Raw genomic sequence first — 14,215 nt, forward strand, 5'->3', positions numbered from 1 at the left:
ACTGGCACACTGCATTCGCGAGCAAGCCCGCTCCCACAGTCGATTTGCACAGGCCTTAGCTGAACAACTCCGACGCCAAACTCGCCGCCGACAACTCCTCGGTGTACGCCAGCAACAACGGCGCCAGCTCATGCAGCCGCGCCCCCGGCATCCGCGCGCTCGGCCCGGCGATGCTGAGCACGCCGATCACCCGTCCATCGGCGGGATGGCGCACCACTGCCGCAATCGCCGAAGTGCCGATCGCCGAACTCTCCTCGACCCAGGCGTAGCCCTGTTCCCGCGCCAGACGCAGGCGTTCGAGCAATTCGATGTTCGAGCGCGGCGCGTTCGGCCCCACATGTTCCGGCACCTGCGCGCCCTGCCGTTCCACCAGCGACAAGGCTTCGGCATCGCTCATGCACGCCAGCCACGCATGCCCCGAGGCGGTGTAAAACAACGGCGCATCGCGGCCCATGTCCGGGTCGTAACGCAGGCCGGAGCGCGCGCCCTGGGACTTGGCGATCCAGGTCTGACGCTCGCCGTCGATCACGCCCAAGCGCACCAGCTCGCCGGTTTCCTGAGCCAGGCGGTCAAGCACCGGCTGCACGATATCGGCACCGCTGCTCGAAAGGTAACGGAAGCCCATCGCCACCAGTTTGGTCGAGAGGTGATAACGCAAATTATCCGGATTCTGCCGCACATAACCGAGGCGGATCAGCTCGGCCAGCAGGCGATGGGTCGCGCTCTTGGGGATGTCCAACTGCTCCGCCAGGGTCTGCATCGGCAGGCCACGGGGATCGCTGGTGAGGCTTTCGAGCACACTGAAAACACGTTCGATCTGACTGCCGGCCATGGTCGCTTCCACGCAAAATTTGCTCGATTCTAGAAGACAACCGCACGAATGCGAAATCTGGAACTGAGCGTTCGATAGCCGCCCGCTTTATGCCCTCCAGACTTGTTTGGCTTCGCCTGATTCTTATATTTTCTGGAACCAGATTCCAAAACAACAAAACACCGGAGCTCAAACAATGCCTGCCGAAGCGCACTTTCTTCCCGACATCGACTGCGATGTGCTGATCGTTGGCTCCGGTGCGGCGGGACTGTCGGCGGCCGTAACCGCCGCGTGGCACGGGCTGAAAGTCATAGTGGTAGAAAAGGACCCGGTGTTCGGCGGTGCCACGGCCTGGTCCGGTGGCTGGGCCTGGGTGCCATGCAACCCGTTGGCCCGGCGCGCGGGTATTGTCGAAGACGTTGAACTGCCACGCACTTACCTGAAACACGAACTGGGCGAGCGCTTTGATCCGGCGATGATCGACGCTTTCCTGGAGGCCGGCCCGCGGATGGTGTCGTTCTTCGAACAGTTCACCTCGCTGCAATTCGCCGACGGCAACGCCATTGCCGACATTCATGGCGACACGCCCGGGGCAGGCACCGGTGGACGCTCGGTGATCGCCGCCCCTTACGACGCACGAAAAGTCGGCACTCTGCTCAAGCGTCTGCGCAAAACCATGCGGGAAACCTCGTTCATGGGCATGCCGATCATGGCGGGGGCGGACCTCACGGCATTCCTCAACCTGACCCGTTCGCTGTCGGCGGCCTGGCACGTTACGCGGCGTTTCAGCCGTCACCTGTTCGATCTCGTCGTACATGGCCGGGCGATGCAACTGGTCAACGGCGTGGCCTTGGTGGCACGCCTGGCGAAATCCGCCGATGACCTCGGCGTGTTGCTCTGGGAATCAGCGCCCGTGAGCCGATTGCTGCGCGAGAATGATCAGGTACGAGGTGCAGTGGTCAGCACCGCCAAAGGCTCGGTGCGCGTCCATGCACGCAAGGCCGTGGTGCTCGCCGCGGGTGGTTTCGCCAATGACATTGAACGCCGCAAGGCACTGTTCCCCCGCACACCGACCGGGCATGAGCATCTGGCCTTGCCGCCACTCGGTGTTTGCGGCGATGGCCTGCGCCTGGGCGAAAGTGTCGGTGCCCGGGTCAATAGCGACATGGCGTCCGCCGTCGCCTGGGCGCCGGTGTCGCAGGTGCCGCACAGCGACGGCAGCACGGGACACTTCCCGCACATTATCGAGCGGGGTAAACCCGGCATCATCGGTGTGCTGAGCAACGGCCAGCGCTTCGTCAATGAAGCCAACGGCTACTACGACTACGTCACAGCCATGGTCGCCGCCGCCCCGCCGGGTGAAGAGGTAGCGTCGTGGCTGATTTGCACCCATGGCTTTCAACGGCGTTATGGCCTGGGCATCTCTCGGCCATTTCCGGTGCCGCTGTCATCCTTCATCCGCAGCGGCTATCTGAAAACCGGCAACACCCTTGAGGAATTGGCTGCAGCTTGCGGCATCGACCCGATTGGCTTGCGCAGCACCGTATCGGACTACAACCGCCACGCGCGCAACGGCGAGGACCCGCAGTTCGGTCGTGGTTCCACGCCCTACAACCGCAAGCAAGGTGACGCATTGCAACAACCCAACCCATGCGTCGCACCGATCGAACAAGGCCCCTTCTATGCCGTGAAAGTTCAGCCGGGCTGCTTCGGCACCTTCGCCGGGCTCAAGGTCAACCAACATGCCCAGGTCCTGGATGGCGCGGCGCAACCCATCGCCGGCCTGTACGCGGCGGGCGGCGACATGGCCAGCATCATGGGCGGTCACTACCCCGCTGGCGGCATCAATCTCGGCCCGGCGCTGACCTTCGGCTACATCGCCGCGCGCCATATCGCAGGCGTCACTGCTTATGAAAAGGAGATCGACCATGCAGCACATCGTTAACGCACAGGGTTTGAACATGCCGAAACTAGGCCTCGGCACCTGGCCAATGCTCGGCGAGGAATGCACCCGTGCCGTGGAGCAGGCTCTGGCCCTGGGTTACCGGCACATCGACACGGCAGCGGCCTACAACAACGAAGACGCTGTCGGTCAGGCGCTGGCGAACAGTCCTACACCCCGCGAGCAGATCCATGTCACGACCAAAGTCTGGTGGGACCAACTGCAACCCGACGCCATGCGTCACTCCATGGACCGTAGCCTCAAAGCCCTGCGCAGCGAATACGTCGACCTGTTCATGCTCCATTGGCCATCCACCGATTGGGATTTACCGCGCACCATAGAAACCCTGGTGTCGTTCAGGGAGCAAGGCCTGGCGCGCAACATTGGCGTGGCGAATTTCCCACTGCCCTTGCTACGCAAAGTCGTCGAAGAACTGGGGGCGCCGCTGTCGGCGATCCAGGTCGAATACCACGTGCTGCTCGGACAAAACGCCCTGCTCAACTACGCCCGCCAACACGACCTGGCATTGACGGCCTACACGCCACTGGCGCGCAACAAGGTATCCGACGTTCCGGCCATCCAGCAGATCGCCGCGAAACACGGCGTACTGCCGACCCAGGTCGCGCTCAAATGGCTGCTCGATCAACCCAACGTGGCCGCGATCCCCAAGGCCAGCAGCGAGTCCAATCAACGGGCCAATCTCGCAGCGCTGGATGTGCAACTGGATGACCAGGACCGTGCCTTGATCGCCAGCCTGTCCAAACGCGAGCGTCAGGTCAGCCCTGACTTTGCGCCTGTGTGGGATGCATTCGACGAATAATCCGCAAGACCGGCGATCGCCCTCTCGATAAAAACCCATCGCAGGACGGAATTCGACGGGATATCCGTGTTCAATACAAGCCTGAAACCTTCTCGGCAGCCCCTCGCGGGGTGCCGGGAATCAGCCTGCGCGCGAGAAAAAGACGGACGACCGGACTGGCGCCGCTCCTACTTGGCAGCAACACTCATCGCACGGAGCTTTACCCGGAACAGAAGAGGATTCCCACATGCTATGGAAAAAAGGCCGACGCAGCGACAACGTGGTCGACGCCCGTGGCGATGATGTTGGCGGCGGTGGCGGCGGCATGCGTTTTGGCGGTGGCAAAGGCCTGAGCCTGACGGCAATCCTCCTGATCGTCGGCATCGGCTGGATCACCGGCCAGGATCCGCTGCAAATCCTCGGACAACTGACCGGGCAAATGGACCAGCAATCGACACCCGCCACCAACCAGAGTCGCCAGGCACCGCCGGCCAATGATGAGAGCGCGGAGTTCGTGCGTTCGATCCTCGGCGACACCGAGGACACCTGGGGCGCGATATTCCAGCAGGCCGGCCGCCAATACAAAGACCCGACCCTGGTGTTATTCAGCAACCGCGTGAATTCAGCCTGCGGTCTGGCCACCTCGGCGACCGGCCCCTTCTATTGCCCGGCCGACCAGAAGGTCTACCTGGACATGGCGTTCTTCCAGGAGATGTCCCAACGCTTTTCCGCAGCGGGCGACTTCGCCCAGGCCTACGTGATCGCTCACGAAGTCGGGCACCACGTGCAGACCCTGCTCGGGGTGTCCGCAAAAATTCAGGCAGCACGCCAACAAGGACGGCAGATGGAAGGCGACGGCGGTTTGCTGGTTCGCCAGGAGCTTCAGGCCGATTGTCTGGCCGGCGTCTGGGCCAACAATGCGCAGAAGCGCCTGAACTGGCTGGAACCGGGCGACATCGAAGAAGCACTGAACGCAGCGAACGCCATCGGCGACGATCGTTTGCAGCAACAGGGTCAGGGCCGTGTGGTCCCGGACTCGTTCACCCATGGTACGTCGGCGCAACGGGTGCGCTGGTTCAAAACCGGTTTCGCCCAAGGCCAGGTTGGCCAGTGCGATACCTTTGCGGCGAAAAACCTGTAAATGAAGAAGTGGTTGTTGGTTGTTCTGTTTACTTGCGCAACGTCCCAGGCCGCCGAGCATGGGGTCAAAGACCTCAGCTCAGGGCGCCTGCTGTTGAAATCAGGTGAAATCGCGGTGGGCATCAGCCCCGCCCCGGCAAAAATCGAACGGGTGCTGATCATCCTCCACGGTCGCTTGCGCAATGCGCAAACCTATCTGCAGAGCGGTGAGCACGCGGTAGAACTGGCCGGGCAAAGCGCAACGACCCTGGTGATCGCCCCGCAATTTCTCAACGAAACCGACGTTGCGGTCCATCCGGTGGCCGACACCGTTTTGCGCTGGCAAGGCAATGAATGGATGGCCGGTGGCGAATCCACGGCACCGTTTCGGCTGAGTTCCTACGCCGCGCTCGACGAAATCATCGCCCGCTTGGGTGACCGTCAGCAGTTTCCGGATGTGAAGCAAATCGTCATCGCCGGGCACTCCGGTGGCGCGCAGGTGGTCCAGCGCTATGCATTGCTCGGCCACGCACAATCCGAGCTCGATGCGGCCGGCGTGCAAGTGCGCTACGTGATCGCCAATCCGTCCTCCTATGCTTATTTCGATGAGCGCCGGCCCGTGGCGTTCAGCCACGCCGGTTGCCCGCAATTCAATCGCTGGAAGTACGGGCTGGCGGATTTACCAGCCTACGCCGAAGGGCAAACCGCCGCGCAGTTGCAGGAAAGTTACCTCAAGCATGAAGTCGTTTATCTGCTGGGGCAGCAGGACACCGACCCGAATCATCCGGCGCTGGATAAAAGCTGTGAGGCCAGGGCGCAAGGGCCGTATCGATTGGCCCGCGGGCGTTTTTACTTCGATTATCTGAAGCGGCTGCAACCGCAAGGGTTGAATCAGCAACTGATTGAAGTACCCGGAGTCGGGCATGACGGGGACGGGATGTTTACCTCGCCGGAGGGGCAGAAGGCATTGTTTGGGCAGTAGGATTTTCGAGGTTTGAACTGACGCCATCGCGAGCAGGCTCGCGATGGCGGTTGACCAAGCAACGAAGCACTCAAGCCAAAAGCATCTGCCGCAACTCGACACAATCCGCCGCATGCCAATCGGTCAATTCCGGCCATGGATTATCCGGCAGATTCACCAAAACAGTCCGCGCTCCCGCCGCTCGCCCGCAATCGAGATCGAAGCGGTAGTCGCCAACCATCACCATCTCGCTCGCCGGCACCTTCCACGCTTCGGCCAGTTTCAGCAACCCGCCCGGATGCGGTTTGGGCGGTGCATCATCTCGGCCCAATACATCCTCCAAGGCAAAGCAGTCGGCCAGGCCAATGGCCTCCAGCGTGACATGCGCCAGCTCCCGGGCATTGCGCGTGAGAATACCCAGGCGATAACCGCGCCCGGCCAGCTCGCGCACCAACTCCACTGCGCCCGGTGCCGGTTGCGAACCGAGGGCCAGGTCCCGCTCATGCTCCAGCAGCCACGCATGTTTGGCTGCGGCTTCATCGGCCGGCAGCGCGGCGAGATGGGTCAGGATGTCGTGTTCGGCAGGGATCGCCAATGCCACGCGAATCGCCGCGAAGTCGTGCACGGCCACCGTCAGGGTGCCGTCCATGTCGAACACCCAGTGACGCACGTCGGCCAGGCTCATGCCCAATCCTTGCGGTGACGGATCAAGCCTTCCTGAGTGACCGAGGCCACCAGTTGCCCGGCGCGGTTGAACACGCTGCCACGGGAGAATCCACGGGAGTTGCCGGCCCACGGACTGTCCATCGCGTAGAGCAACCAGTCATCGGCACGCAAATCCTGGTGGAACCACAATGCGTGATCGAGGCTGGCGACCTGCATGTCCTTGTGCCAGACCGACTTGCCGTGGGGCTGCATCGAGGTGGTCAACAAGCCAAAGTCCGATGCGTAGGCGAGCAAATACTTATGCAGCGCCGGTGAATCGGCCAACGCCCCGTCGGCGCGGAACCAGACGTACTTGATCGGGTCGGAGGGCAGCGGGTTGTAGGGATCTTTCTCGGTCACCGGGCGAAATTCGATCGGCTTCGGGCACAGCAGTTTTTCGCGCATTTTCTCGGGGATCAGGTGCGCGCGCTGCTGGGTGATTTCCAGTTCCGATGGCAGGTTTTCCGGACCGACCACTTGCGGCATTTCGGTCTGGTGCTGGAAGCCTTCTTCGTCGTACTGGAACGACGCACTGCACGTGAAGATCGGGTGACCCTTCTGGATCGCCGTCACCCGGCGCGTGCTGAAACTGCCACCGTCACGCACCCGGTCAACCTGATACACCACCGGCAACCCGGCATCGCCCGGACGCAGGAAATAGCCGTGCATCGAATGCACATGGCGCGCCTCTTCAACCGTCTGACTGGCCGCCGACAGCGACTGGCCGAGCACCTGACCACCGAACAACTGACGAAAGCCCAGGTCCTGGCTGCGGCCACGGAACAGGTTTTCTTCGATCGGTTCCAGGGTCAGCAGGTCAACCAGATCATCCAACACTTGGCTCATTCAGATGCTCCTCACGCAAAACATTGCCGTGCAGCCTTGGCTGCAACGCTCGATTCAGTTTCTGGACAGGGCCCATGAGGGCCATTGTAAACGTCCGTGCCAGGTTATCCATGCAAGGTTTGCAGCCATTGTTCGCGGCTGATGCGATACAGCACATGCCGACGCAACGGATGATCGGCTTCGAGTCGCGGGTGATCGAAGTCATCCGCCGGATCATGGTGCATGCCGATGGCCTGCATGACTTTCTCCGACGGCAGATTGGTTTGCGTCGTGAAGGCCACGACCTCTTTCAGCGGCAAGCGGTCGAACCCGCAGCGCAGAGCGGTCCACGCCGCTTCACTGGCGTAACCGAGGCCCCAGTGCTCGCGGGCTAGGCGCCAGCCGATTTCCGTGGCCGGGGTGAAAGGCGCGTCGAATCCGACCACGTTGAGCCCGGTAAACCCGATGAACTGGCCAGAGTCCTTTCGCTGCAAGGCCCAGAGACCATAACCATGCTCGGCGAAATGACCACGGATTCGCCCGATCAATGATGCGCTTTCCAACCGGCTCAAGCTTTCCGGGAAATAGCGCATCACCTGCGGATCGGCACACATCGCCGCAAACTCCGCCAAATCTTCGTCGCGCCACTGGCGTAACAGAAGTCGCGCGCTTTCGAGTTCCAGTATTGGCTCCATTGCTCACCGCCCCTCCGTTTGCATGCCGCAAGTCTACAACGCTGGTAGGATCCTTCTCTCATTCCTGAATGAAATCATCATGCCGCTCCCGCTGATTTATCACGAAGACTACAGTCCCGAGTTTCCGGCGGATCACCGCTTCCCTATGGACAAGTTCCGCCTGTTGCGCGATCACCTGGTGGACAGCGGCCTGACCTGCGACACCGACCTGCTGCGCCCGGATCTGTGTCCCGCAGAGATTCTCGCCCTCGCCCATGACCCTTCGTATATCGAACGCTACATGAGTGGCGAATTATCCCGCGAAGACCAGCGCCGCCTCGGCCTGCCCTGGAGCGAAGCCCTGGCCCGGCGTACGGTGCGGGCGGTCGGCGGTTCGTTGCTGGCGGCCGAACAGGCGCTGGAACATGGTCTGGCCTGCCACCTGGCGGGCGGCACCCACCATGCGCACTACGACTACCCCGCCGGGTTCTGCATCTTCAATGACCTGGCGGTGATCAGTCATTACCTGCTGGAAAGTGGCCGAGTGAATCGGGTGCTGATCTTCGATTGCGACGTGCATCAGGGCGACGGGACTGCTCGAATACTGCACAACACCCCGGAGGCGGTGACCGTTTCCCTCCACTGCGAGAAGAACTTTCCCGCACGCAAGGCCGAAAGTGATTGGGACATTCCGTTGCCCAACGGCATGGGCGATGCCGACTACCTGAAGGTGGTGGACGATGCACTCAACTACCTGCTGCCACTCTACCAACCGGACCTGGTGCTGTATGACGCCGGGGTCGATGTGCATAAGGACGACGCCCTGGGTTATCTGAAACTGACTGACGAAGGCGTTGCCGCCCGCGATGAAAGCGTGATGCGCCATTGCCTGGGCCGTGACATTCCGCTGGTCGGGGTGATCGGTGGCGGCTACAGCAAGGACCGCCAGGCCCTGGCCCGTCGTCACGGCATCCTCCATCACAGCGCGCAGCGCGTCTGGCAGTCATCAGGTTGTCACTGAACTGTGGATGCTTTACCCACAATGCCTGTGGAACTGCCTGTGGATAACCTGAGTGAAAGGGCCTGCAGCCCACACGGCGTATAGGCTACAGAGAGATGGTCGTTTTTTAACCACCCGTCAAAGACACCTCTAAACCCTGTAGGAGTGAGCCTGCTCGCGATAGCGGTCTGTCAGGCCCACAGATGTTGAATGTACCGCCGCCATCGCGAGCAGGCTCGCTCCTACAGGGGGCGGGGCTGATAGAATGCCCGGCTTATCCCGTCAGACCGCAGCGCATCCCATGACCCAATCCTCGCCAGCCCTCCCCCCTCACGTCGCCATCATCGGCGGCGGCCCCGCCGGTCTGATGGCGGCCGAAGTGTTGAGCCAGGCAGGGATCAAGGTCGACCTGTACGACGGCATGCCCTCAGTCGGACGAAAATTCCTCCTGGCCGGCGTCGGCGGCATGAACATCACGCACTCCGAAGCCTACCCGGCGTTTCTCTCGCGCTACGCCGAACGCGCCCCGCAGATCGCCCCGCTGCTGCGCAGCTTCGGCGCCGAAGCGTTGTGTCAGTGGATTCATGACCTGGGCATCGAAACCTTCGTCGGCAGCTCCGGCCGGGTATTCCCCACTGACATGAAAGCCGCACCGCTGCTGCGCGCCTGGCTCAAGCGCCTGCGCGACAGCGGCGTAGTTATCCACACCCGCCACCGCTGGCTCGGCTGGGACGAGCGTGGCGGATTGCGCATCGACAGCCCGGAAGACGAAAAAACCGTGCAAGCCGATGCCACCCTGCTTGCCCTCGGTGGCGGCAGTTGGTCGCGGCTGGGTTCGGACGGCGCGTGGATGCTGCCACTAGAGCATCAGGGCGTAGGACTGGCGCCGTTGCAGCCCAGTAATTGCGGCTTCGAGGTGCAGGCCTGGAGCGAATTGATGGTCAGCAAGTTCGCCGGCGCGCCGCTGAAAAACATCGCCATCGGCCTTAACGATGACATACCGCGACTCGGCGAATGCGTGATTACCGCCACCGGGATCGAGGGCAGTTTGATCTATGCCCTGTCGGCACCCATCCGCGAGGCAATCAACCGGCACGGATCGGCAACGATTCATCTGGACCTGTTGCCGGGCCGGCCTGCGGATAAAGTTCAAGCGGCATTGAGCAAACCCCGGGGATCGCGCTCCATGGCCAAGCACCTGCACAGTCAGTTGGGCATCGATGGTGTCAAAGCGGCGCTATTGCGTGAACTGACCGGCGCCGACTGCTTTGCCGACATGGCCTTGCTGGCCAAATCGATCAAGGCGTTGCCACTGACACTGGTGAAAACCCGTCCGCTGGACGAGGCCATCAGCAGCGCGGGTGGCGTGTTGTTTGAAGCGATGGATGAGCGATTGATGCTCAAGCAACTGCCTGGCGTGTTTTGCGCCGGGGAAATGCTCGATTGGGAAGCGCCGACCGGCGGCTATCTGCTGACCGCGTGTTTCGCCAGTGGGCGGGCGGCGGGGTTGGGGATGGTGGAATGGCTTAGAGGCAGCGACAAGTTATAAGCTGCAAGCTGCAAGCTGCAAGCTAACGGCTCTAACTTGCCGCTTGTAGCTTGCCGCTTGCAGCTGCTTCTTTAAGGCTTGCGTTTGCGCGGCCCGGTATTGAACACCGGCACCTTGCGCACAGGCTTGATCGAAGGCTCCGCCGGCGCAACTTCCCCGCTATCCACCCACTTGCCCAGATTGCGTTTACCACCGCCACCACCGGAAGCCTTTGGCTTCTTCGGTTTTTTCGGCTTCTTGACGACCTGGCCACTGGCATCGGTGTCCGGCACGCGGTGCTCAGGCTCAAAATCCGGTTCGTTCTGCCGCTTCAAGGTCTGACGGGTCAGCATCTCGATGGCCGACAGAAGATTCACTTCATCGGCACACACCAGGGAAATCGCCTCGCCCGTCGAACCCGCGCGGCCGGTACGACCGATGCGGTGGATGTAATCCTCGGCCACGATTGGCAAGTCGAAGTTGACCACCAACGGCAGGTCTTCGATGTCCAGGCCACGGGCCGCCACGTCGGTGGCGACCAGAATCTGCACTTCACTCGCCTTAAACCGGTCCAGTGCACGCTGACGAGTCGCCTGGGGTTTGTCGCCATGGATACCGTCGGCATTGATGCCCAGGCCCTGGAGTTTATCCACCAGCGCATCCACGCCGTTGCGGGTCTTGGCGAACACCAGCACCTGCTTCCACTTGCCCTTGCGCATCAGGTGCACGAACAGTTCCGGCTTGCGCTTCTTGTCCACCGTCACGATCCATTGCTTGACCGTATTGGCCGCGACGTTGCGCGGGCTGACTTCGATACTCAGCGGGTCGTTGAGCATTTGCCCGGCCAGCAGGCGGATGTCGTCGGAGAAGGTCGCGGAGAACAGCAACGTCTGACGTTTCTTCGGCAGAGCGCGGTAAATGTTCGCCAGCTCCTCGGAAAAGCCCAGGTCGAGCATACGGTCGGCTTCGTCCAGCACCAGGGTCTGCAACTGGTTGAACTTCAGCGCGTTCTGGCGGAACAGGTCGAGCAAGCGGCCCGGGGTCGCTACCAACAGGTCGACACCGCTGCGAAGCTTCATCATTTGCGGGTTGATGCTGACGCCGCCGTATACCGCGTAGGTACGCAGCGGCAGGTTGTCGGCGTATTGGCGCACGGCTTCGTGAACCTGCTCGGCCAGTTCGCGTGTCGGCACCAGGATCAGCGCGCGAACCGAGTTGGCGGTGACTTTCGGCCCTTCCATGGCCAGCAGTTGCAACAGCGGCAGAGCGAAACCGGCGGTCTTGCCGGTGCCGGTCTGGGCGGCGGCCATCAGGTCGCGACCGGCCAGCACCGCCGGAATGGCTTGCGCCTGAACCGGCGTCGGAGTCTGGTAGCCGAGCGTCTCGAGGGAGCGCAGCAAGGGTTCGATCAGGCCAAGGGTGGCGAAAGTCATGGGAGTACCGTAGGAAAATTCAGCGCGGGTTTTTCAAAACAAGTGTGCAAAACAAGATGCAATGGCGCGCAGTTTACCCTAATTCACACGGGATTCTGTCGGTACTGCCGTCGTTACCACTGGCCGCTCTGGCGTGCGACGCCATTGTGGCAAGCCGATCAACACCACGGCACTGATGATCACCGCCATCGCCAGGGCTTCTTCGATACCAATGGTTTCGCCGACGAACACGATCCCCAGCAGCACCGCCACCGCCGGGTTGACGTAGGCATAACTGGTGGCCGCGGCCGGACGCACGTGTTTCAACAGGTACATGTAGGCGTTGAAGGCGATGATCGAACCGAACACGGTCAGATACGCCAACGCGGCCCAACCTTCGATCGGCGGCACCTTTTCCAGGTGTTCACCGCTGACCGCACTGGCGATAAGCAACACGACGCCGCCCACCAGCATTTCCACAGCGCTGGCCATTGCGCCTTGAGGCAATGGCAGGTGCTTGCTCCATACCGAACCAAAGGCCCAGGTCGCCGCCGCGAATATCAGCAACGCCGCGCCCAACGGGCTCGATTGCAGGTTGGAACCCAGGTTGAGCATGCCGATGCCGATCAGCCCGAGTACGATCCCGGCCCATTCGAGACGGGTATTACGCGCGCCCCAGAAATATCCGCAGAGCAAGGTAAACAGCGGCACCGTCGCCACTGCCAGTGCCGCGACGCCGGAAGCAACGCCCGTGTGTTCGGCCACGCTCACCGCGCCGTTGCCGCACGCCAGCAGCAAAATCCCGATGATCCCGGCTGCTTTCCACTGCGCCCAGGTCGGTGCCGGCGCCCCGCGCCAGCGCAGAAAGGCATACATCAAGGTCCCGGCGATGACGAAGCGGATGCCCGCAAGCAGCAACGGCGGCCAGGACTCCACACCGATGCGGATCACCAGGTAGGTCGAGCCCCAAATCACATACAAGGCGAAGAAGGCAGCGATCAAGGGTAAGGGAAAGCGACGAAGGCCGGACATGGGGGCAGCTCACAGGCAAGGACAAGTGAACGGCTATTCTAGAAAGGCCAGCGTCGAAAAATAAGTTACAAAACCTGTTTAAAGCGCCGGTACACTTTTCAAAACACGGAGTTCAGCGCTATAAACCGTGTTTTCGAAAGCCGGCCATTTTCAGGAGTCACCCCGATGGATAAGTACGACCGCATGCTACTCAGCGCCCTGCTGGAAAACGGTCGCGCGTCCTACGCGGACCTGGCGCGCAAGGTGAACCTGTCCGCCCCGGCCGTGGCCGAACGCGTGGCAAAGCTCGAAACCAGTGGCGTGATCACCGGCTATCAGGCGAAGGTCGACATGGCCAAGCTCGGCCTGCCGATCCAGTGCGTGATCGAACTGCGCCTGAACCAGCACGGCAATCAGAAAGCCTACGACGACCTGATCAAAATCCCGCAATTGACTGAATGCCATCGGGTGACCGGCGACCCGTGCGTGATCATGCAAGCAGCGGTGGGCTCGATGCCGGAGCTGGAAGAACTGATCAACCGGATCGCCACATTCGGGTTCAGCAAGACGTCGATTGTGTTGTCGAGTGCCATCGAGAAGCGGGTGCCGTTGGGGCATATCGAAGGGAATGGCAAGACGATCTAAGGATGCAGAAGATCCATTGTGGGAGCGAGCCTGCTCCGGGCGGCGATCCGACGATAGCCATTTTTCAGCCAACATGGATGTCGACTGACATAACGCCATCGTCGGATCGCCGCCCGGAGCAGGCTCGCTCCCACAGGGGGTTGCGGTGAATTCAGAATCCGCGATGCCGCTTCAAATGCTCATTGATCTTCGCCGCCGGGACCTTCTGCAACTTGCACAGCAAATCATGGGACAGCTCACGCAAGCCGTGATTCTGGCGCAACTCTTCAGCCAGATGCACCGTCAGGTTGGCCGCCATCTCGGCATCGGCCATAGCCCGGTGGGCCTTGCCGGTGTGGGGCAGGTTGGCGAACGTGGTGAGGGTGCCGAGTTTGTGGTTCGGCGCGGCGGGCATCAGACGGCGGGCCAGCAGCAGCGAGCAGGCAAAGTTCTGCAAGCGGGTGCGTTTGATTCGCCCGAGCTCGAAGTCCCAGAACTTCTGGTCGAATGCGGCATTGTGCGCGAGCAACGGGGTGCAGCCGACGAATTCATTCACTTCGTTCATCACCTGCTCCGCCGAAGGCGCGGTGCGCAGCATGGCGTTGCTGATGCCGGTGAGTTGCTCAATGAAGCCCGGGACGCGCACGCCGGCGTTCATCAGGCTTTGGTAACGCTCGACGATGCGCCCCTGTTCAAGGATCACCACGGCGATTTCCGTGGCCCGACAGCTGCTGCTCGGGGAGATCCCGGTGGTTTCAAAGTCGATGACTGCTATGCGTTCCAAACCTGGTTCAACTCCGTAAA

At 61.7% G+C, this 14,215-nt stretch carries 14 protein-coding genes; 7 read left to right on the forward strand and 7 right to left on the reverse strand.

All coding sequences use genetic code 11. The features are described 5' to 3' along the window. Positions 1 to 55: 55 nt before the first annotated feature. On the reverse strand, positions 56 to 832 hold the full coding sequence (locus AC3ITY_RS28765) for an IclR family transcriptional regulator (protein ID WP_223453516.1): 777 nt from the start codon (positions 830 to 832) through the stop codon (positions 56 to 58). Positions 833 to 1,007: 175 nt separating this feature from the next. On the opposite strand from AC3ITY_RS28765, the gene AC3ITY_RS28770 reads away from it, so the two are divergent. The 4 genes from AC3ITY_RS28770 to AC3ITY_RS28785 all read left to right on the forward strand — a co-directional run bounded on the left by AC3ITY_RS28770 (position 1,008) and on the right by AC3ITY_RS28785 (position 5,653). Next, complete coding sequence (locus AC3ITY_RS28770) at positions 1,008 to 2,756, forward strand: FAD-dependent oxidoreductase (RefSeq protein ID WP_489306309.1); 1,749 nt, start codon at positions 1,008 to 1,010, stop codon at positions 2,754 to 2,756. Further along, positions 2,740 to 3,573, forward strand: a complete 834-nt coding sequence (locus AC3ITY_RS28775) for an aldo/keto reductase (RefSeq protein WP_489306310.1) — start codon at positions 2,740 to 2,742, stop codon at positions 3,571 to 3,573. The genes AC3ITY_RS28770 and AC3ITY_RS28775 overlap by 17 nt, the downstream gene beginning before the upstream one ends. Positions 3,574 to 3,799: 226 nt before the next feature. Then, on the forward strand, positions 3,800 to 4,693 hold the full coding sequence (gene ypfJ, locus AC3ITY_RS28780; protein WP_489306311.1) for a KPN_02809 family neutral zinc metallopeptidase: 894 nt from the start codon (positions 3,800 to 3,802) through the stop codon (positions 4,691 to 4,693). Then, positions 4,694 to 5,653 (forward strand): alpha/beta hydrolase, encoded by a 960-nt coding sequence (locus AC3ITY_RS28785; protein ID WP_489306312.1) that lies wholly within the window; start codon positions 4,694 to 4,696, stop codon positions 5,651 to 5,653. A 70-nt stretch (positions 5,654 to 5,723) separates the two neighbouring features. Here AC3ITY_RS28785 and AC3ITY_RS28790 read toward each other — a convergent pair whose 3' ends face one another. The 3 genes from AC3ITY_RS28790 to AC3ITY_RS28800 form a co-directional block, all read right to left on the reverse strand. After that, positions 5,724 to 6,317 carry an HAD family hydrolase gene (locus tag AC3ITY_RS28790; RefSeq protein WP_095942027.1) on the reverse strand — a complete coding sequence of 198 codons (594 nt, stop codon included), beginning with the start codon at positions 6,315 to 6,317 and terminating at the stop codon, positions 5,724 to 5,726. Further along, positions 6,314 to 7,183: an acyl-CoA thioesterase II gene (tesB, locus tag AC3ITY_RS28795; RefSeq protein WP_489306313.1), complete on the reverse strand. Its 870-nt coding sequence runs from the start codon at positions 7,181 to 7,183 to the stop codon at positions 6,314 to 6,316. Before tesB ends, AC3ITY_RS28790 begins: the two co-directional genes overlap by 4 nt. Positions 7,184 to 7,287: 104 nt before the next feature. Then, complete coding sequence (locus tag AC3ITY_RS28800) at positions 7,288 to 7,857, reverse strand: GNAT family N-acetyltransferase (protein WP_489306314.1); 570 nt, start codon at positions 7,855 to 7,857, stop codon at positions 7,288 to 7,290. Positions 7,858 to 7,936: 79 nt separating this feature from the next. Here AC3ITY_RS28800 and AC3ITY_RS28805 point away from each other — a divergent pair, with 79 nt between their 5' ends. Continuing rightward, positions 7,937 to 8,857, forward strand: coding sequence for a histone deacetylase family protein (locus AC3ITY_RS28805; protein WP_489306315.1), 921 nt, complete (start codon positions 7,937 to 7,939; stop codon positions 8,855 to 8,857). A gap of 280 nt (positions 8,858 to 9,137) precedes the next feature. After that, positions 9,138 to 10,385 carry a TIGR03862 family flavoprotein gene (locus AC3ITY_RS28810; protein ID WP_489306317.1) on the forward strand — a complete coding sequence of 416 codons (1,248 nt, stop codon included), beginning with the start codon at positions 9,138 to 9,140 and terminating at the stop codon, positions 10,383 to 10,385. 71 nt (positions 10,386 to 10,456) lie between these two features. Here the strand turns inward: AC3ITY_RS28810 and rhlE1 are convergent, their stop codons facing one another. Further along, a complete protein-coding gene (gene rhlE1, locus AC3ITY_RS28815; RefSeq protein ID WP_489306318.1) occupies positions 10,457 to 11,797 on the reverse strand; it encodes an RNA helicase RhlE1 in 1,341 nt (446 codons plus the stop codon). A gap of 78 nt (positions 11,798 to 11,875) precedes the next feature. Further along, the gene (yedA, locus tag AC3ITY_RS28820) at positions 11,876 to 12,808 is read right to left on the reverse strand and encodes a drug/metabolite exporter YedA (RefSeq protein WP_095942021.1); all 933 of its coding nucleotides are present in this window, start codon (positions 12,806 to 12,808) and stop codon (positions 11,876 to 11,878) included. A 165-nt stretch (positions 12,809 to 12,973) separates the two neighbouring features. Between yedA and AC3ITY_RS28825 the strand changes: the two genes are divergently transcribed. Next, positions 12,974 to 13,432 carry an Lrp/AsnC family transcriptional regulator gene (locus tag AC3ITY_RS28825; RefSeq protein WP_489306319.1) on the forward strand — a complete coding sequence of 153 codons (459 nt, stop codon included), beginning with the start codon at positions 12,974 to 12,976 and terminating at the stop codon, positions 13,430 to 13,432. Between the two features lie 151 nt (positions 13,433 to 13,583). On the opposite strand, the gene AC3ITY_RS28830 is transcribed toward AC3ITY_RS28825, so the two are convergent. Next, entirely contained in the window at positions 13,584 to 14,195 is a 612-nt protein-coding gene (locus tag AC3ITY_RS28830; RefSeq protein WP_489306320.1) for a 3'-5' exonuclease, read from the reverse strand. Between the last annotated feature and the right edge of the window lie 20 nt (positions 14,196 to 14,215).

The organism is Pseudomonas sp. GL_091 (assembly GCF_057837725.1).

Excerpts from the sequence above, each read along its gene's own strand:
- yedA (WP_095942021.1), bottom strand. The coding sequence starts at position 12,808 with ATGTCCGGCCTTCGTCGCTTTCCCTTACCCTTGATCGCTGCCTTCTTC.
- AC3ITY_RS28805 (WP_489306315.1), top strand. The coding sequence starts at position 7,937 with ATGCCGCTCCCGCTGATTTATCACGAAGACTACAGTCCCGAGTTTCCG.
- AC3ITY_RS28775 (WP_489306310.1), top strand. The coding sequence starts at position 2,740 with ATGCAGCACATCGTTAACGCACAGGGTTTGAACATGCCGAAACTAGGC.
- ypfJ (WP_489306311.1), top strand. The coding sequence starts at position 3,800 with ATGCTATGGAAAAAAGGCCGACGCAGCGACAACGTGGTCGACGCCCGT.
- AC3ITY_RS28785 (WP_489306312.1), top strand. The coding sequence starts at position 4,694 with ATGAAGAAGTGGTTGTTGGTTGTTCTGTTTACTTGCGCAACGTCCCAG.
- AC3ITY_RS28765 (WP_223453516.1), bottom strand. The coding sequence starts at position 832 with ATGGCCGGCAGTCAGATCGAACGTGTTTTCAGTGTGCTCGAAAGCCTC.
- AC3ITY_RS28790 (WP_095942027.1), bottom strand. The coding sequence starts at position 6,317 with ATGAGCCTGGCCGACGTGCGTCACTGGGTGTTCGACATGGACGGCACC.
- AC3ITY_RS28800 (WP_489306314.1), bottom strand. The coding sequence starts at position 7,857 with ATGGAGCCAATACTGGAACTCGAAAGCGCGCGACTTCTGTTACGCCAG.
- rhlE1 (WP_489306318.1), bottom strand. The coding sequence starts at position 11,797 with ATGACTTTCGCCACCCTTGGCCTGATCGAACCCTTGCTGCGCTCCCTC.
- AC3ITY_RS28825 (WP_489306319.1), top strand. The coding sequence starts at position 12,974 with ATGGATAAGTACGACCGCATGCTACTCAGCGCCCTGCTGGAAAACGGT.
- AC3ITY_RS28770 (WP_489306309.1), top strand. The coding sequence starts at position 1,008 with ATGCCTGCCGAAGCGCACTTTCTTCCCGACATCGACTGCGATGTGCTG.
- tesB (WP_489306313.1), bottom strand. The coding sequence starts at position 7,183 with ATGAGCCAAGTGTTGGATGATCTGGTTGACCTGCTGACCCTGGAACCG.
- AC3ITY_RS28810 (WP_489306317.1), top strand. The coding sequence starts at position 9,138 with ATGACCCAATCCTCGCCAGCCCTCCCCCCTCACGTCGCCATCATCGGC.